This is a genomic window from Streptomyces sp. NPDC058291, assembly GCF_042880855.1.
Taxonomy (GTDB): domain Bacteria; phylum Actinomycetota; class Actinomycetes; order Streptomycetales; family Streptomycetaceae; genus Streptomyces.
This window is the reverse complement of the sequence record NZ_JBHVYK010000023.1, coordinates 1-16,181: the sequence shown is the minus strand read 5'-3', so window position 1 is coordinate 16,181 and position 16,181 is coordinate 1. Positions and strand designations below refer to the sequence as shown.

At 74.7% G+C, this 16,181-nt stretch carries 15 protein-coding genes and 3 pseudogenes; 5 read left to right on the top strand and 13 right to left on the bottom strand.

The genetic code is table 11. The features are described from left to right. Positions 1-27: 27 nt before the first annotated feature. From ACFVYK_RS14455 to ACFVYK_RS14445, 3 genes are all read right to left on the bottom strand, one after another. Entirely contained in the window at positions 28-1,401 is a 1,374-nt protein-coding gene (locus ACFVYK_RS14455) for an aldehyde dehydrogenase family protein (RefSeq protein WP_389773271.1), read from the bottom strand. A gap of 112 nt (positions 1,402-1,513) precedes the next feature. Beyond that, positions 1,514-2,719 (bottom strand): RNA polymerase sigma factor, encoded by a 1,206-nt coding sequence (locus ACFVYK_RS14450; RefSeq protein WP_389773080.1) that lies wholly within the window; start codon positions 2,717-2,719, stop codon positions 1,514-1,516. Positions 2,720-2,722: 3 nt separating this feature from the next. Further along, positions 2,723-3,073: a YciI family protein gene (locus ACFVYK_RS14445; RefSeq protein ID WP_389773077.1), complete on the bottom strand. Its 351-nt coding sequence runs from the start codon at positions 3,071-3,073 to the stop codon at positions 2,723-2,725. Between the two features lie 108 nt (positions 3,074-3,181). Here ACFVYK_RS14445 and ACFVYK_RS14440 point away from each other — a divergent pair, with 108 nt between their 5' ends. After that, entirely contained in the window at positions 3,182-4,210 is a 1,029-nt protein-coding gene (locus ACFVYK_RS14440; RefSeq protein WP_389773074.1) for an acyl-CoA dehydrogenase family protein, read from the top strand. Positions 4,211-4,311: 101 nt separating this feature from the next. Here the strand turns inward: ACFVYK_RS14440 and ACFVYK_RS14435 are convergent, their stop codons facing one another. From ACFVYK_RS14435 to ACFVYK_RS14405, 7 genes and pseudogenes are all read right to left on the bottom strand, one after another. After that, positions 4,312-5,460 (bottom strand): LLM class flavin-dependent oxidoreductase, encoded by a 1,149-nt coding sequence (locus ACFVYK_RS14435; RefSeq protein ID WP_389773071.1) that lies wholly within the window; start codon positions 5,458-5,460, stop codon positions 4,312-4,314. A gap of 182 nt (positions 5,461-5,642) precedes the next feature. Then, a pseudogene (locus ACFVYK_RS14430) lies at positions 5,643-5,875 on the bottom strand (acyl-CoA dehydrogenase family protein); the annotation flags it as partial. 7 nt (positions 5,876-5,882) lie between these two features. Further along, the gene (gene ssuE, locus ACFVYK_RS14425) at positions 5,883-6,437 is read right to left on the bottom strand and encodes an NADPH-dependent FMN reductase (RefSeq protein WP_389773069.1); all 555 of its coding nucleotides are present in this window, start codon (positions 6,435-6,437) and stop codon (positions 5,883-5,885) included. A 114-nt stretch (positions 6,438-6,551) separates the two neighbouring features. Then, positions 6,552-6,824 (bottom strand): annotated as a pseudogene (locus ACFVYK_RS14420) (acyl-CoA dehydrogenase family protein); the annotation flags it as partial. Between the two features lie 234 nt (positions 6,825-7,058). After that, positions 7,059-7,136, bottom strand: a complete 78-nt coding sequence (locus tag ACFVYK_RS14415; RefSeq protein ID WP_350786652.1) for a putative leader peptide — start codon at positions 7,134-7,136, stop codon at positions 7,059-7,061. Positions 7,137-7,425: 289 nt separating this feature from the next. Continuing rightward, positions 7,426-7,593: a hypothetical protein gene (locus ACFVYK_RS14410; RefSeq protein WP_389773066.1), complete on the bottom strand. Its 168-nt coding sequence runs from the start codon at positions 7,591-7,593 to the stop codon at positions 7,426-7,428. A gap of 221 nt (positions 7,594-7,814) precedes the next feature. Then, a pseudogene (locus ACFVYK_RS14405) lies at positions 7,815-8,285 on the bottom strand (MarR family winged helix-turn-helix transcriptional regulator); the annotation flags it as partial. A 253-nt stretch (positions 8,286-8,538) separates the two neighbouring features. Here ACFVYK_RS14405 and ACFVYK_RS14400 point away from each other — a divergent pair. Beyond that, complete coding sequence (locus tag ACFVYK_RS14400) at positions 8,539-10,062, top strand: SDR family oxidoreductase (RefSeq protein ID WP_389773063.1); 1,524 nt, start codon at positions 8,539-8,541, stop codon at positions 10,060-10,062. Between the two features lie 138 nt (positions 10,063-10,200). Beyond that, complete coding sequence (locus ACFVYK_RS14395; RefSeq protein WP_389773061.1) at positions 10,201-11,574, top strand: cryptochrome/photolyase family protein; 1,374 nt, start codon at positions 10,201-10,203, stop codon at positions 11,572-11,574. Between the two features lie 7 nt (positions 11,575-11,581). Here the strand turns inward: ACFVYK_RS14395 and ACFVYK_RS14390 are convergent, their stop codons facing one another. After that, entirely contained in the window at positions 11,582-12,508 is a 927-nt protein-coding gene (locus ACFVYK_RS14390) for a LysR family transcriptional regulator (protein ID WP_389773058.1), read from the bottom strand. Positions 12,509-12,666: 158 nt separating this feature from the next. Here ACFVYK_RS14390 and ACFVYK_RS14385 point away from each other — a divergent pair, with 158 nt between their 5' ends. After that, entirely contained in the window at positions 12,667-13,362 is a 696-nt protein-coding gene (locus ACFVYK_RS14385; RefSeq protein ID WP_389773055.1) for a type 1 glutamine amidotransferase domain-containing protein, read from the top strand. Positions 13,363-13,582: 220 nt separating this feature from the next. Here the strand turns inward: ACFVYK_RS14385 and ACFVYK_RS14380 are convergent, their stop codons facing one another. Beyond that, positions 13,583-14,578, bottom strand: a complete 996-nt coding sequence (locus tag ACFVYK_RS14380; RefSeq protein WP_389773053.1) for a MerR family transcriptional regulator — start codon at positions 14,576-14,578, stop codon at positions 13,583-13,585. A 171-nt stretch (positions 14,579-14,749) separates the two neighbouring features. Between ACFVYK_RS14380 and ACFVYK_RS14375 the strand changes: the two genes are divergently transcribed. Then, positions 14,750-15,196, top strand: a complete 447-nt coding sequence (locus ACFVYK_RS14375; RefSeq protein ID WP_389773050.1) for an SPW repeat protein — start codon at positions 14,750-14,752, stop codon at positions 15,194-15,196. Positions 15,197-15,286: 90 nt separating this feature from the next. On the opposite strand, the gene ACFVYK_RS14370 is transcribed toward ACFVYK_RS14375, so the two are convergent. Continuing rightward, positions 15,287-16,093 carry a GNAT family N-acetyltransferase gene (locus ACFVYK_RS14370; protein WP_389773048.1) on the bottom strand — a complete coding sequence of 269 codons (807 nt, stop codon included), beginning with the start codon at positions 16,091-16,093 and terminating at the stop codon, positions 15,287-15,289. Between the last annotated feature and the right edge of the window lie 88 nt (positions 16,094-16,181).

Below are 16,181 nucleotides of genomic sequence, written 5' to 3'. Positions count from 1 at the left end.
CAGCCCCGGCGGCCCGGTTCGCGCGGTTCAGCTCAGCGGCTTCTCCAGCACCGCCTTGCGGTGGCTGAACGTCTCGATGGAGTAGCGCCCGTGGTAGCTGCCCATGCCGCTCTCGCCCACACCGCCGAACGGCAGGTCGGAGACGGTGAGATGGGCGAGCGGCAGACCGAGGCCGAGGCCGCCGGAGGAGGTCTCGGCGGCGACCCGGTCGCGGGTTTCGTCGGAGTCGGTGAAGACATAGAGGGCGAGGGGCTTGTCGCGGTCGTTGATGAAGCCGATCGCCTCGTCCAGATCCTCGACGGTGACGATCGGGAGGATCGGACCGAAGATCTCCTCCCGCATGACGGGCGACTTCGGGTCGACGTCGGCGAGCACGGTCGGCGCCAGGTACTTGTCGGCGCGGTCGGCGCCGCCGCCGACCACGACGCGGCCGGAGTCGAGCAGAGCGCTGAGCCGGTCGAAGTGGCGTTCGTTGACGATGCGGCCGTAGGCGTCGGAGGTCTGCGGGTCGGCGCCGTACAACGTCTCGACCGCGCTCTTCAGCAGGGGTTCGAGGGCGGCGGCCGTCCGCGGGTCGGTCAGGACGTAGTCGGGGGCGACGCAGGTCTGGCCGGCGTTGAGGAACTTGCCGCGGGCCAACCGCTCGGCGACCACGGTGAGATCGGCGTCGCGGTCGATGAACGCCGGTGACTTTCCGCCGAGTTCTAGGGTGACCGGGGTGAGGTGTTCGGCGGCGGCCCGCAGGACCACCCGGCCGACTGTCCCGTTGCCGGTGTAGAAGATGTGGTCGAAACGCTCGGCGAGCAGGGCGGTGGTCTCCGGGATCCCGCCTTCGACGACGGCGACCGCCTCGGTGTCGAGGTGGGCCGGCAGCAGGCGGGCCAGGGCGGCCGAGGTGGCGGGCGCGAGCTCGCTGGGCTTGACGACCACCGCGTTGCCGGCGGCGAGGGCGCCGACCAGCGGGGCGAGCAGGAGCTGCGCGGGGTAGTTCCAGGGCGCGATGACCAGGACAACGCCGAGCGGCTCGACCAGGGTCCACGCGCGGGCGTCGGCGCCGAGGTGGGCCGGGACCGGGGCGGCCTCCGGGGCCAGCCAACCGTCCAGGTGCTCCAGGGTGTGGTCGATCTCGCGGACCGTGAAGTCGATCTCGGTGCGGTAGGCCTCGGCGGAGCTCTTGCCGAGATCGGCGTGGAGGGCGTCGGCGAGCTCGGCGCCCTGCTCCGTGAGCAGAGCGCGCAGCCGGCGCAGTTGGTCCGTGCGCCAGGCGACGGGCTTGGTGCGGCCGGTGCGGAAGGCGGCGCGCAGTCGGGCGACGACGTCGGCGGGCTGCTCGGAGGTGGCTGCTGCGGCTGCGGTGGTCACGGTGCCTCGCTGGGGTGCACGGGCCTTTCGGCCCTGGATGTATGGGCTTCGCGGCCCTGGGTGTGCGGGCGTTTCGGCCCTGTTCGTCGGACGAGCGGTCAGCTCGATGTATATGCCAACCTTTCCGCGCCGCCGGGCATTCCCGGAGCGGCTACCTGTCCGGATCGGCGAGCAGCGCGCGCCGGCGCGACCGCAGGAAGGCGCGTTCCGCCGGGTTCTCGCTGAGCGCGAGGGCCGCCTCGTAGGCCGCCGCGGCCTCGGTGGCGCGGTCGAGGCGGCGCAGCAGGTCGGCGCGGACGGCGTGCCACACGCGGTAGCCGTGGAGGGCCAGGGCGTCGACCAGGTCCAGGGCCCGGCGCGGGCCCTCCGTCTCGGCCACGGCGACCGCCCGGTTCAGGGCCACGACCGGGCTCGGCGCGACGGCCATGAGCTGGTCGTACAGGCGCAGGACCTGACGCCAGTCGGTGTCCTCGGCGCTCGGCGCGTCGCTGTGGACGGCCTGCACCGCCGCCTGGATCTGGTACGGCCCGGGCCGGTTGCGGCGCAGACAGCGCCGGACGAGCGCCTGTCCCTCGGCGATCAGGTCGCGGTCCCAGCGGTCGCGGTCCTGGGCGGGCAGCGGCACGAGCGCGCCGTCGGCGTCCTCGCGCGCCGCACGGCGCGCTTCGACGAGCAGCATCAGCGCCAGCAGCCCGGCGGCCTCGGGCTCGTCCGGCATCAGCTCGGTCAGCAGCCGGCCCAGGCGGACGGCCTCCGCGCACAGGCCGACGTCGCCCTCGTAGCCCTGGTTGAAGATCAGGTAGACGACGGCGAGCACGCCGGCCAGCCGGTCGGGCAGGTCGGCGTCGCGGGGCACCCGGTAGGGGATGCGGGCGTCGCGGATCTTGGCCTTGGCGCGGACCAGTCGCTGCGCCATGGTCGGCTCGGGGACGAGGAAGGCGCGGGCGATCTGCGCGGTGGTGAGGCCGCCGAGGAGGCGCAGGGTCAGGGCGACCTGCGCCTGCGGGGCGAGCGCGGGGTGGCAGCAGGTGAAGACCAGGCGGAGCCGGTCGTCGCGCGCGGGACCCTCCTCCACGGGACGGTCGGCGGCGTACAGCAGGGCGGCCTCGGCGTGGCGGGCGGCCCGGGTGGACTCCCGGCGGAGCCGGTCCACGGCCCGGTTGCGGGCGGTGGTGATGATCCACCCCGCCGGGCTGGGCGGCACCCCGGTCCGCGGCCAGCGCCGCACGGCCGTCGCGAAGGCGTCCTGGACCGCTTCCTCGGCGAGGTCGATGTCGCCGAGGAAGCGGACCAGGACGGCGACCGCACGGCCGTACTCCGCACGGAAGACGGCCTCGACGTCGGTGGTGTCCGGCATCGCTCAGTGGGCGTCGGCGAAGGGGCGCACCTCGATGGGCAGGGTGGTGGCCAGAGCCGCCTTGCGGCCCCACTCCAGGGCCTCGTCCAGATCCGCGGCCGTGATCAGGCACAGACCGCCGAGGTACTCCTTGCCCTCGGCGTACGGCCCGTCGGTGACGACCACGTCGCCGTCGCTGGGCCGCAGCACCGTGGCCGTCTCCGGTCCGTGCAGCCCGCCGGCGAAGACCCAGGCGCCGGCGGCGCGCAGTTCGTCGTTGTAGGCCTGCACGCGGCGCATGATCCCGGCCAGCTCCTCGGCGGCGGGCGGCTCGCCGCCGACGGGCTGGACCACGCTGAGCAGGTAGTGCGTCATGGCGTCCTCCTGGGGTTCGTGCCGTTCTCGCCGTTCTCTCACCTCCTACACGAACGGCGTCGGCTCCGATCGACACCCCGCGCAAGGAATCGGGAAACAATCTCGCCCATGACCGCACCGCACCCTCTCGTCGCCCGCGCCCGCCGCCTCGCCGACGACCTTCTCGCCCCGCAGGCCGAACAGGTCGACCAGGGGGAGGTGCCCGTGGGTCATCTGGCCGAGATCAGGCGCTCGGGCCTGCTCGGCCTGAACGCCCCGGAGGAGTACGGCGGCGCGGCGGCGTCCGCGGCGGTGGTGCGCGAGACGGCGGAGATCCTGGCCGGGGCGTGCTGCTCGACCTGGTTCGTGCAGACCCAGCACCACACCCCGGTGCTGACCCTCGCCGGGTGCGACGCACCGGTGCGCGATCGGCTGCTGGGGCGGCTGGCGACCGGCGAGCTGCTGGCCGGGGTGGCCTACGCGCAGCTGCGGGCGCACCCGCGCAGGCCGGTGCGGGCCGCTCGGGAGCGGGGCGGCTGGCGCTTCGACGGGACGGTGCCCTGGTACACGGGGTGGGGCCTGAACGACGTCATGCTGCTGGCCGGCGTCACCGACGCGGACGAGGCCCTGTTCGCGTTCGCCGAGGCACGGCCGCAGCCCGGTCTGCGCGCGTCGGCGCCGATGCGACTGGCCGCCCTCACCGCGGCCCGCACGGTCTCCCTGGAGCTGGACGGCCTGTGGCTGCCGGAGGAGGCGGTGGCTCTGCGCATCCCGTACGAGCGGTGGGCGGCGACGGACCGGACGAAGACGGCGGGAACCAACCCCGCGGTGTTCGGGGTCACGCGGACCGCCCTCACCCTGCTGGACGAAGAGACGGCGGCCCCCTTCCGCGCCCGGCTGACCGAGCTGCGCGGCGAGGCCTACGCCCTGGCCGACCACCCGGCCCCGCACGAGCACCACGCCCGTCGCACGGCCCTCAGGGCGCAGGCGTCGGAGCTGATGCGGGCCGCGACCACGGCGGCGGTGGTGGCCGGCGGCGGGCGTTCGATGCTGCTGACGAACAGGGCCCAGCGCCTGGCGAGGGAGGCCCTGTTCCTGATGGTCCAGGGCCAGACGCACGCGTCGCGCACGGCGCATCTCACCGCGCTGGCGGAGTGAGCCACCGCCCGCGGACCGGTCCGGCGGGGGCGGGCCTCGCCGGCGGCGGCCGTTCGACGCTGCTGACGAAGCAGCGCCGGGCCAGCGCGGCGGCCGCGGGCTCAGCCGGCGAACGGCACCTGCGTCGAGGCGGCGGCCGCCCCGGTGAGGAACGGGTGCCGCCACAGTCCCTCCGTGGCGAGGCGCGGCAGCACTCCCTCGCCGAACCAGTACGCCTCTTCGAGGTGCGGATAGCCGGAGAGCACGAACTCCTCGATCCCCAGCGCCGCGTACTGCTTGATCAGCGCGGCGACCTCGTCGTGGCTGCCCACCAGCGCGGTGCCCGCTCCCCCGCGCACCAGGCCGATCCCGGCCCACAGGCCGGGGTGGATCTCCAGCCCGTCCCGGCTGCCGCCGCCGTGCAGGGCCAGCATCCGCTGCTGTCCCTCGGACTCGCTGCGCGCCAGCCCGGCCTGGACGGAGCGGACGGTCTCCGCGTCGAACCCGGCGAGCAGCCGGTCCGCCTCCGCCCACGCCTCCTGCGAGGTGTCCCGGGTGATGACGTGCAGCCGGATGCCGAACCGCAGGGTGCGCCCCTCCTTCGCCGCGAGCCCTGCGACCCAGGCGATCTTCTGCGCGACCTGGGCCGGCGGCTCACCCCAGGTGAGGTAGGAGTCGACGTACTTCGCGGCGACCTCGCCGGCGATCGGCGACGACCCGCCGAAGTACACCTCGGGCACCGGATCGGGCACCCGGGCCAGCTTCGCGTCCTCGACCCGCAGGTGCTCGCCCTGGAGGTCGACGGTCTTGCCGTCCCACAACTCCCGCACGATCCGCAGGAACTCACCCGTGCGGCGATAGCGGTCGTCCTTGTCCAGGAAGTCGCCGTAGGCGCGCTGCTCGTGGCTCTCACCGCCGGTGACGACATTGAGCAGGAGCCGACCGCCGGTCTGCCGCTGGAAGGTGGCCGCCATCTGCGCGGCGAGCGTCGGCGAGACGAAGCCGGGACGGAAGGCGACCAGGAACTTGAGCCGCTCGGTGTGCTGGCTGACCATCGCTGTGGTCAGCCAGGCGTCCTCGCACCAGGCCCCGGTCGGGGTGAGCGCGCCCACGAAGCCGAGGTCCTCCGCTGCGCGGGCTATCTGGCTCAGATAGGCGACCGTCGGCGGCCGGTCCCTTCCGGAGACGGTGGCGGGAGTGCCGTGGCCGCCGCCGACGACGTGACGGCTGTCGCCGTTGGTGGGCAGGAACCAGTGGAAGGTGAGGGACACAGGGGTCTCCGATCAGGAAGGTCCGTCGGTCGTGCTTCCGCGTTACCGAGCTCGCGCGTCGCCGGGCTCACGCGTTACCGGGCTCACGCGTTACCGGGCTCGCGCGTCGCCGGGCTCACGCGTTACCGGGCTTCCGCGTTACCGGGCTCACGCGTCGCCGGGCTTCCGCGTTACCGGGCTCACGCGTCGCCGAGCAGGCGGAAGATCTCGGCGAGGGTGACCGCGTCGACGTCCGCCCCGCCGTGGTCGGCGGGGACGGTGACGGCGAGCAGCCCCCAGGCGGACACCCGGTCCAGCTCGGCGCGCGGAAGCCGCCGTTCGCGGTCGCGGGCGGAGGCTCCGCTGCGGAATTCCGCGGCCAGCGAGGCGGCCACGGCGAGGGCCTCGGCTCGTCGGCGATGACATGGGCGGACATCGTGCGCTCAGCTCGCCGCGGCCAGGTACGGGGTACGTCCGAGCGCGGCCGAGAACTGGTCGACGACCTGGGCGAGGGCCGCGACGGCGGTCGGGGCGACGGTGACGGAGCCGTCCTCGTGGGCGGTGATGTCCTTGTCGAGGGTGAACCAGCCCTGCACGATGTGGGCCGCGCCCATGGAGTTGAGCACCGGGCGCAGGGCGTAGTCGATGGCCAGGACGTGGGCGGTGGAGCCGCCCGTGGCCAGGGGCAGGACGGTCTTGCCGGTGAGCGCGTACTGCGGGAGCAGGTCCAGCAGCGCCTTGAGGACGCCGGAGTAGGACGCCTTGTAGACCGGGGTGCCCACGACGACGCCGTCGGCGCGCGCGAACAGCTCGGTCGCCTCGACGATCGCCGGGTGGCGGAAGTCCGCGCCGAGCAGGGCGTCGGCGGGGATCGTGCGGACGTCGAGCGGGATCACCTGGTGCCCCTGGGCGGCGAGCCGCTGGTCGAGGTGGCGCAGCAGACGGCCGGTGCGGGAGGAGGCGGAAGGGCTGCCGGAGACGGACAGGACGGTGGCCATGGGTCCTCTTTCGAAGGAGCCCGGGGCGCCCGGCGTGGCGGGGCGCCCCGGTGGGAGCGGTCAGGAGTACCAGGTGGGTTCGGGCAGTTCGCCTTCGAGGACCCAGCGGCCGACCTAGCGGCGCTTGTAGGCGACGGGGACGTGGAGGGTGTGGGTGCGGACGTTGCGCCAGAAGCGGTCCAGGCCTTCGACGGTGGCCGTGGCGCGGGCCCCGGTGACTTCGAGGATCCGGTTGCCGATCTCCAGGGAGACGTCGGTGGCGCGGGCCTTGACCGCGGCCACCCGCACCTCGAAGTCGCCGCGGCTCTGCGCGGTCACGGCGTCCGGCTGGTCGTGCAGCTGCTGCCTCTCGGCGGGGGCGACGGCGTCGGCGAGCGCCTCGACGGCCTCGCTGTCGGCCTGGGCGACGATCTCCTGGAGGGCTCGGCGGGCATGCGGAACTCCTGGTGCGGATCTTTCGGGCACGCCGAATTCACGGGGCGCGCAGGCGTGGCGGCGCAAAGGCACTCACGTGCTGAGGCGCGAAGACGCCGAGGCGCCGGAGTGACGCGAGTGCCGAGGGGGCGGCGGGCGCGGTGAATTCAGGCGGAAGGGAAAAGCGCGGCGGATCGCGAGGAGGGATCAGGCCGCGGCGCAACAGGAGGCGCTGGAGACGCGCGCGAGGTCGACATGGCGTCGCCGCGTGAGGTCCAGTCGCATCTTCATGTCGTCGATCGTGGCAGTGGTCCGCGACGGCAGTCAAGGCAAACCCGACCGGTCTCGTATCGCGGACTATTGAATTTCACGAGGGTGTGACAGGGAAGCCCTTGAACGCGTGTCGAACGGGACCGCATTCTCGAGGTGTTCGTCCGGACGGCGCGGACGCTGAGCGCGGGGCCCGAGGCGCCGCGGACGCCCTGAGCGAGGCCGGGCGCCGGCCGGCGGGACCGGCGCGGGCGCGCCCGCCGTCACCGAGGCCCCGCCGGGCGCCGCCCGGCCTCGTACGGGGTCAGTCCTCGTCGCCGGGGGGGACCACGACGAGGAAAGCGTCCGACTTCAGGTCCATGACCACGGTCGCGGGCTCCCCCTCGGCTCGCCGCCGTGCCGCGTACTCCTCCGCCGGCCACGACCCTCGCGGGGATCCTGCGGGGAAACGCTCCAAGACCTTCGCGCTCATAGCGGCAGACACCTCCCGATGCGAAACGGACAACTTCTCCGTACTCCGGCTTCCCTGGATCGGCGCGAACATGTTCACCTCCCGGCCGACGGGGCGTCAGCCGCACTGTCCCGGTCGCGGCCGAGCCGTCCGGGCCACCAGGCGCGGGCGCCGACATCGCGCACCAGCGCGGGCACCAGCGGCGAGCGCACCACGAGCGTGTCCAGCAGGACGCCGAAGGCGTCCTCGCCCATCGCGCCGACGAAGCGCAGCACCACCGACAGCTCGTCCTCGGTGAACCGGGCGCGTGCGGCCCGGGTCGCCTCGGCCAGCGGCCGGAAGTAGGCGCGGGCGGCCGAGCGGGCGTCCGAGCGGTCGTCCTCGGCGTAGTGCAGGTGGACCACCCGGCGGTCGGCGCTCTCGCGGACCCGGCGGATGTGCCCGGCGCGCTCCGGCGCGGTCCACGCACGCGGTGACCGCCGGGTGGTGAGGCCGAGATGCTCGCGCAGCCGCGTGGGGGTCATCGGCCCGTCCGCGTCCAGGATCGCGGCGAGCGCCTGGACGTCCGTCGCGTGCAGTCCCTGGTCGCCCGCGAACCCGTGCACCAGCCGGTTGATCTCGCCGTTCATCCGCCGCAGCCGAACGGCGAAGGCGTGCAGCAGGTCGGCGGGTGAGCCGGACGCCCCGGACGCCTCGGACCGCTGTTCCGGCACCCGCTCCGCACGCTCGCCGGCCGTGGCCAGGCGGCCAGGGTAGTCGCCATCCGCGATCACTCGTTCGTGCGCACAACCCCCGGGTGCATCCGCGCGCCGCCTCCGTGTGGAAGCGATGTGCAAGGGCCCGGCCGCCGGACGCGGCCGTCGGCGGAGCTCCTCGGACGGCCCTTCGGCAGCCGACCGGAGGAAGGCCGCAGCGAAAGCCGCGGCGCAGGACCGAGCGACGGACCGAGGGAAGGACCGAGAACTCATGACCGCAGACGGCCGTGACGACAGGGCGCTCTGCCTGGTGACCGGCGCCACGGGATACATCGGCGGCCGGCTCGTCCCCGAGCTGCTGGCCGCCGGCCACCGGGTGCGCTGTCTGGCCCGCGACCCCGACCGGCTGCGCGACCACCCGTGGGCCGGCGACGTCGAGACGGTGCGCGGCGACGTCACGGACGCCGCGTCGATCGCGGCGGCCCTGGACGGCGTCGAGGTCGCCTACTACCTCGTGCACGCGCTCGCCACCGGTGACGACTTCGAGGAGACGGACCGCCGGGCCGCCCTGATCTTCGGGGAACAGTGCCGGGCGGCGGGCGTGCGCCGCATCGTCTACCTCGGGGGTCTCACCCCGGCCGACGTGCCCGAGCGGGAACTGTCGCCGCATCTGCGCTCACGTGCCGAGGTGGGGCGGATCCTGCTGGAATCGGGCGTCCCCACCGCCGTGCTGCGGGCCGCGGTGGTGATCGGCTCCGGGTCGGTCTCCTTCGAGATGCTGCGCTATCTGACCGAGCGGCTGCCGGTGATGGTCGCCCCGAGCTGGGTGCGCACACGGATCCAGCCCGTGGCCGTGCGCGACGTGCTGCGCGCCCTGGTCGGCTCCGCCCGGCTCCCGGACGACGTCAGCCGCACCTTCGACATCGGCGGGCCGGACGTCCTGACATACCGCGAGATGATGATCCGCTACGCGGCGATCGCCGAGCTCCCGCGCCGGCTGATCCTGTCGCTGCCGATGCTCACCCCCGGCCTGTCGAGCCACTGGGTAGGGCTGGTCACCCCCGTGCCGGCCTCGATCGCGCGGCCGCTCACCGAGTCGCTGCGGCACGAGGTGGTCTGCCACGAGCACGACATCGCCCGCTATGTGCCGGACCCGCCGGGCCACCCCCTCGGGTTCGACGAGGCGGTCCGGCTCGCCCTGCGCAAGGTGCGCGAGGCGCAGGTCGTCACCCGCTGGTCCTCAGCCTCCGTCCCGGGCGCTCCCAGCGACCCGCTGCCCACCGACCCCGGCTGGGCAGGCGGCAGCCTCTACACCGACGTCCGTGACCTGGTCGTCGACGCCCCGCCCGCGTCGCTGTGGCGGGTCATCGAGGGCATCGGCGGCGACAACGGCTGGTACTCCTTCCCGCTCGCCTGGGCCGTCCGGGGCCGGCTCGACCGGCTGGCCGGCGGGGTGGGGCTGCGCCGCGGCCGCCGGGACGCCGCCCGGCTGCGGGTGGGCGACTCGCTGGACTTCTGGCGGGTCGAGGAGATCGAACCCGGTCGTCTGCTGCGGCTGCGGGCCGAGATGCGGCTGCCGGGCCTGGCCTGGCTGGAGCTGCGCGTCGACGCGGACGCCGACGGCCGCACCCGTTTCCGCCAGCGCGCGGTGTTCCATCCCCACGGACTGCTCGGCCACGCCTACTGGTGGAGCGTGGCGCCGTTCCACGCGCTCGTCTTCGGCGGCATGGCCCGCAACATCGCCCAGGCGGCCGTGGCGGACGCGACGGCGCGGGCCCGGGAACCGGCCCGCTGACCGGCCGGGGCGGCCCGGGACGTCCCGGCCGGACCGGGACGGGCCCGCCGGAGCCGACGGCCCGTCCGCCTGCATCCGCCGGGCGTCGCCGACCGGAAGCGGTGCACAGACCGAACCCCTCCCCCCGGAGCTCTCCTCATGAACGTCTCGCTGGTCCTGTTCACCGCGGACCTCCGCCTGCACGACCACCCGCCGCTGCGCGCCGCCCTCGACGGGGCCCGGCAGGTGGTCCCGCTGTTCGTGCGCGACCGGGCCGTCGACCGCGCCGGGTTCGCCGCCCCGAACCGGCTGGCGTTCCTCGCCGACTGTCTGCGCGACCTCGACACGGGACTGCGTGAGCGGGGCGGCCGGCTCGTCGTGCGCTCGGGCGAGCTGGTGGAGCAGGTGTGCCGGGTGGCGGCCGAGGCGGAGGCGGACGAGGTCCATCTGGCCGCCGACGTGAGCGCGCACGCGCGGCGGCGCGAGGAACGCCTGCGGCGCGCCCTGGAGTCCGAAGGCGTGCGCCTGCACGTGCACGACGAGGTGACGACGGCCGTCGGCCCGGGCACGCTCGCGCCGGCCTCCTCGGACCACTTCGCCGTCTTCACCCCGTACTTCGGGCACTGGTCGCGGGCCCGGCTGCGCGAGCCGCTCGGCGCGCCGGGGACCGTGCGGGTCCCCGACGGCGTCGGCTCCGAGGAACTGCCCGACCGCAAGGGCCTGCCGGGACTGTCCCCGGGGCTGGCGACGGGCGGCGAGCGGGAGGGCCGACGGAGGTTCGCCTCCTTTCTGGCTTCGGACGTCGGCGCCTACGAGGACGGCCACGACGACCTGGCGGGCGACGCGACCTCCCGGCTCTCGCCCCATCTGCACTTCGGGACCCTGTCCGCGGCGGAGCTCGTGCACCGGACGCGCCAGGTCGGCGGCCCGGGGGCCGAGGCGTTCGTGCGGCAGCTGGCCTGGCGGGACTTCCACCGTCAGGTGCTGGCGGCGCGCCCCGAGGCGGCGTCCGCCGACTACCGCCCCAAGCACGACCGCTGGCGTTCGGAGCGCACGGCTCGCGCCGACGTCGAGGCCTGGCGCGAGGGCCGCACCGGCTACCCGCTGGTGGACGCGGCGATGCGGCAGCTGCGCCACGAGGGGTGGATGCACAACCGGGGCCGCCTGCTGACCGCGAGCTTCCTCGCCAAGACGCTGTACGTCGACTGGCGCATCGGCGCCCGGCACTTCCTGGACCTGCTCGTCGACGGGGACGTGGCCAACAACCAGCTCAACTGGCAGTGGGTGGCGGGCACCGGCACCGACTCACGGCCCAACCGGGTCCTCAACCCGGTCACCCAGGCGAAGCGGTTCGACGCCCAGGGGGCGTACGTGCGGCGCTGGCTGCCCGAGCTGGCGGACCTGACGGCGCCCGCGGTGCACGAGCCGTGGAAGCTGACCGGCGCGGACCGCGCCGCGCTCGACTACCCCGACCCGGTCGTCACGCTCTCCGAGGGGCTGGCCCGGTTCAAGCGGGCGCGGGAACGCCGCTGAGCGCCCCTCACCACTGCGGGGCCGCGCTCAGCAGGACTTCGCGCACCCGGGTGACGTCCCGGTGCGCCGCCGCACCCGGCCGCTGGACCAGGTACGCGGTGTTGATGGGCGGATCCGGCGGCTCGTGGAGCGGGACGAGGGCGCCGCGGGCCAGTTCGTCGAGGCAGAGGTAGCGGGGCAGCACCGTGATCCCCGCGCCCGCGACGGCCGCGGCCAGCACCCCGCGCAGATCGGGCACGGTCACCGCGGCGAAGCCCGACAGACGCCTGCCGAAGACGTGCCGCCAGTAGCGGCGCGCGATGGGCAGGTCCTCGGCGTACGTGATCATCGGCGCGCTGTGCAGGGCCGTCGGGCCCTCGGCGGCCAGCGGACCCCGCAGCCGCTCGGCCCACGCCGGAGCCGCGACCAGCACGAACTCCTCGTCGGTCAGCGGGACCGCGTGCAGGGTGCGGCCGCGCGGCCGGGTGGTGGCGACGACCAGGTCGTGCCGTCCCGCGCGCAGCTCCTCCAGCAGCGCGTCGGTCAGGCCGGTGGCGACCCGCAGCCGGACGCCCTCGGCCACCAGCGGCGCGAGGACGGGCAGCGCGCGGGTGCACAGCAGTTCGGCGGGTCCGGCGAGGTGCACCGGGTCGGCCGGACCGGCCCGGCCGGCCGGATCCGGGCCGGCCACGACGGCCAGCTCGTCGAGCGGCGCGGACACGCGGGCCGCCAGCTCGTCGGCGACCGGGGTCGGCGAGACGCCGCGCGGGAGCCGTTCGAAGAGCTCGCGCCCGGTCTGCCGCTCCAGCGCCCGCATCTGCGTCGTCACGGTCGGCTGGGACAGCCTCAGCAGCTGCGCCGCGCCGGTGAACGAGCCCGAGCGGTACACGGCCAGGAAGGTGCGCAGCAGGTTCAGGTCCAGGTGGCCGGAGGGCCGGCCGTCGCTGTGTTCCACCGCACCAGTATTCCCGGACCTCCCATAGGATCCCCAATGCCGGGCATCGGGATCCTCATTGGATCCCTATGCCTGGACCGCCTAGGTTCGTTCGGGCACCCCCGCGTCGGCGGTCCGCCAGGACGGAGCGCCGGCGCCGAAACTCTCGGAGATCACTCATGGCCAAGATTCTTTTCGTGCTCACCGGCGCCGACCACTGGACGCTCGCCGACGGCACGCAGCACCCCACCGGCTTCTGGGCGGAGGAGGTCGTCGCGCCGTACGAGGCGTTCCGGGCGGCCGGCCACGAGGTCGTCGTCGCCACGCCCGGCGGCGTCGTGCCCACCGTGGACAAGGGCAGCCTGGCCGCGGAGGTCAACGGCGGGCAGGAGGGCGCCGACCGCGTCTCGGCCGCGCTCGCCTCCGTGACGGAGCTGCAGCGGCCGGTACGGCTGCAGGACGTGGACCTCGACGACTACGCGGCCGTCTTCTACCCGGGCGGACACGGCCCGATGGAGGACCTGGCCGTGGACGCCGTGTCCGGCCGCCTCCTGGCCGACGCACTGGCCTCGGGCAGGCCCCTGGGCGTCGTCTGCCACGGCCCCGCGGCCCTGCTCGCCGCGGTCGCCGAGGACGGCTCCAACGCCTTCGCCGGCTACCGGATCGCCGCGTTCACCAACGCCGAGGAGCACCAGGCCGGTCTGGGCGACAAGGCGAAGTGGCTGCTCCAGGACCGGCTCACCGAGGCGGGCGTCGACGTGCAGGTCGGCGAGCCCTGGGCGCCGCACGTGGTGGTCGACCGCAACCTCGTCACGGGCCAGAACCCCGCCTCTTCGGCCCCGCTCGCCACGGAACTGCTGAAGAAGCTGAACTGACCCCGGACGGCCGCACCGGACGCCCGCGCCCTTGCAGCCGGCGACCGTCGCAGCCCGGCGGCTTCCTGCCCGGCCGTCAGACAGGAGGGCCCGGGGTCGTGAGGCGTCGGGGTCGCGAAGCCCCCGGGTCGCGAGGCGTCGGGGTCGCGAGGCGTCGGGGTCGCGAGGCGTCGTGGTCGGTCCCCAGGCGTGGGACGGCCCCGGAGTCCGCGGCGGCCGGTCAGGCGCCCGTGTCGCCGGCCGTGCCGGCCGCGTGCGCGCCGGCCAGCATCGCCAGGGCGTCGCTCAGGCCCGTCGGCCGGGGCAGGTCCGCAGCCGGCCGGCCGACCCAGCCGGGTCCGCCCAGCACCACGGTCGGGGCTCGCCGGGCTCCGGTGACGCCCCAGCGAGCGTCCGCGACATGCCGGGCCAGGGGCAGACTGGCGGTGGAACGGGTCTGCGCCCACAGCACCACCGCGACCGGGCCCAGCCGCCGCACGGCCGCGGTCAGCGCCTCCACGGGTACGGCGGCTCCGAACATCCGCGTGGGGACGCCGAGTTCGAGCAGACCCGCGTGGAGCGCCTCCAGCGGCAGACTGTGCTGTTCACCCGGCGCACAGGCCAGCAGCACCGGCCCGGGCCGCCCCTCCCGGCCCCCCGCCACGACGGCGTGCGGCGCACGGCGCAGCGCGGTGGAGACCTGCCAGGACAGCAGATGCTCCACCTCGACGTAGCGGTCGCCGGACGAGGCCCACTTACGGCCCACGGCGTGCAGGGTCGGGACCATCACCTCCTGCCAGGCGACGACGAGTCCGTGCCGTTCCACGGCCTCGGCCAGCCGCTCCTCCACGGCCGGCGCGTCGAGGCGCACGGCCGCGCGAGCCAGGCCCCGGCACTCCTGCCGGGCGTCCCCGCCCCCGACCAGCGGGAGGACGCCGGGCGCGCCCGTCCGCTCCGCGGCCCCGCCCACCGGTGGCGCGGGCGGCCGCAGCAGCGCCTCCTTCGCCGCGCGGGCCGCGTCCGCGGGGGGCACGCCGGACGAGGTGAGCCGGCACATCGCCTCCAGCACGGCCACGTCGCCCGGCCGCCAGCGCCGGTGCCGGCCGTCCGTGCGCACGGCAGGCCCGATGCCGTACCGCCGGTCCCAGGAACGCAGCGTGGTGGGCGCCACCCCGAGCCGGCGGGCCAGCGCCCCGGTGGCCAGGCCGGCGCCGTCGGGGCTCGGGAGTTCGTTCATGCGACGACGATACGACGCAGAAGCGACGCGTGGTGAGGCCGCGCGGACGGCACCCGATCAATTGATGCGAGCACTACACATAAGGGAAAAATAAAGGCAGAATGAACATACGCGGCACTTACCGCACACCGCAACGAAGCGGTCGGCCCTGACAGTCAAAGGAGACGGATCATGGCCAACGTCTCGCCCACCAGAGGCGACATGTCGACGCACCCCGACGTTCCCGAGATGCGGGCGCGCTACGCCCGTATGCTCGACGGCCGTGATGTGGCGCTCGTGGACGGACCGGTGTTCCTGCTCGGTCTGTACTGCGCCGTGTCCCCGTGGATCCTCCACTACACCGCGAGCCAGCCCGCCCTCGCCACCCACAACCTGATCGTGGGCATCGCGATCGCCCTGCTGGGCCTCGGCTTCACCGCGGCTCCCGCGCGTATGTACGGCCTGAGCTGGGCCATGTGCGCCGCGGGCGTCTGGATGATCGTCGCACCGTGGATCGTCGGCGACAGCCCGGACGCCGGTGTCGTGGTCAACAACATCGTCATCGGCGCCCTGGCCCTGCTGCTGGGCCTGATGTGCACCGCCACGGCGGCGCGCAGCACCCGCGCCCCGACCCCGTGACCCCTCCCGCACCCGGAACACGGCCGGGCCGACCCGCGGACACGGGTCGCCCCGGCCGTCACTCGAACGACGTCCGCGGAACGGCCGTCGTCACCCCCGGGACGCCCGGACGATGGACGGCTTGCGCGTGTGGACGTACGGGGTCGTCGTGCTCAGCGCGGCGAAACCGAGGCGTTCGAGGATGGGCCGGCTCTGGTCGGAGGCGTCGACCTGCAGGTACCGGTAGCCGCGTTCGGCGGCGATACGGGCGCGGTGGGCGATCAGCGCGCGGTAGAGACCCCGGCCGCGCCAGCCTTCGACCGTGCCGCCGCCCCACAGCCCGGCGAACCCGGTGCCCGCGACGAGTTCCATCCGCGCCGAGCTCACCGGCACGTCCCCGGCCAGCGCGACCAGGGCGACCAGCTCGTCCGGGTCGGAGGCGAGGCGGGCGAGCAGGAGGTCGCGCAGCCAGGAGCCGTCACGGCCGAAGGCCTTCTCGTTGGCCTCGACCATGAGCTCGACGCCCGCCCGGTCGGTGACCGCGACGATGCGGACGCCCTCGGGCGGCGCCACGTCGACGAGCTGGTCGCCCGTCTCGCCGATCATCAGGGTCTCTTGCGGATCGGGGGCGAACCCGGCCGCCGTGAGCCGCTGCCCGAGATCGGCCGGACGGTCATGCCCGTACAGCTTCCACTCGAACTCGTGGCCCAGGCCGCCGAAGTAGGCGATCTGCTCGGCGATGGCCGCGTCGGCGCCGGCCGCGTCCAGGTCGGACCACAGGACGCCGCTCCAGCCGCCGTCGCCGCCCACGTGCCGGACCACGCCCCCGGCCTTCTCGATCCGGGCGTCGGAGCTCTCCGGGCGCGCGCCTTCGCGCATCTCCCGGTCGTACAGGGCGAGTACCGCGGCATGATCCATGCGCCCACTCCAGCACCCGTGCACGGCCCCCACAAGGCATTTGGCGCGGCGGAGCCCTGACGGCCGCCGACGGGCCCGCGGGCCCGTC

What these genes read in the sequence shown, in the direction of transcription:
- ACFVYK_RS14450 (WP_389773080.1), bottom strand. Translation starts at nt 2,719, where the DNA reads ATGCCGGACACCACCGACGTCGAGGCCGTCTTCCGTGCGGAGTACGGC.
- ACFVYK_RS14445 (WP_389773077.1), bottom strand. Translation starts at nt 3,073, where the DNA reads ATGACGCACTACCTGCTCAGCGTGGTCCAGCCCGTCGGCGGCGAGCCG.
- ACFVYK_RS14440 (WP_389773074.1), top strand. Translation starts at nt 3,182, where the DNA reads ATGACCGCACCGCACCCTCTCGTCGCCCGCGCCCGCCGCCTCGCCGAC.
- ssuE (WP_389773069.1), bottom strand. Translation starts at nt 6,437, where the DNA reads ATGGCCACCGTCCTGTCCGTCTCCGGCAGCCCTTCCGCCTCCTCCCGC.
- ACFVYK_RS14415 (WP_350786652.1), bottom strand. Translation starts at nt 7,136, where the DNA reads ATGCGACTGGACCTCACGCGGCGACGCCATGTCGACCTCGCGCGCGTC.
- ACFVYK_RS14410 (WP_389773066.1), bottom strand. Translation starts at nt 7,593, where the DNA reads ATGAGCGCGAAGGTCTTGGAGCGTTTCCCCGCAGGATCCCCGCGAGGG.
- ACFVYK_RS14400 (WP_389773063.1), top strand. Translation starts at nt 8,539, where the DNA reads ATGACCGCAGACGGCCGTGACGACAGGGCGCTCTGCCTGGTGACCGGC.
- ACFVYK_RS14395 (WP_389773061.1), top strand. Translation starts at nt 10,201, where the DNA reads ATGAACGTCTCGCTGGTCCTGTTCACCGCGGACCTCCGCCTGCACGAC.
- ACFVYK_RS14385 (WP_389773055.1), top strand. Translation starts at nt 12,667, where the DNA reads ATGGCCAAGATTCTTTTCGTGCTCACCGGCGCCGACCACTGGACGCTC.
- ACFVYK_RS14380 (WP_389773053.1), bottom strand. Translation starts at nt 14,578, where the DNA reads ATGAACGAACTCCCGAGCCCCGACGGCGCCGGCCTGGCCACCGGGGCG.
- ACFVYK_RS14375 (WP_389773050.1), top strand. Translation starts at nt 14,750, where the DNA reads ATGGCCAACGTCTCGCCCACCAGAGGCGACATGTCGACGCACCCCGAC.
- ACFVYK_RS14370 (WP_389773048.1), bottom strand. Translation starts at nt 16,093, where the DNA reads ATGGATCATGCCGCGGTACTCGCCCTGTACGACCGGGAGATGCGCGAA.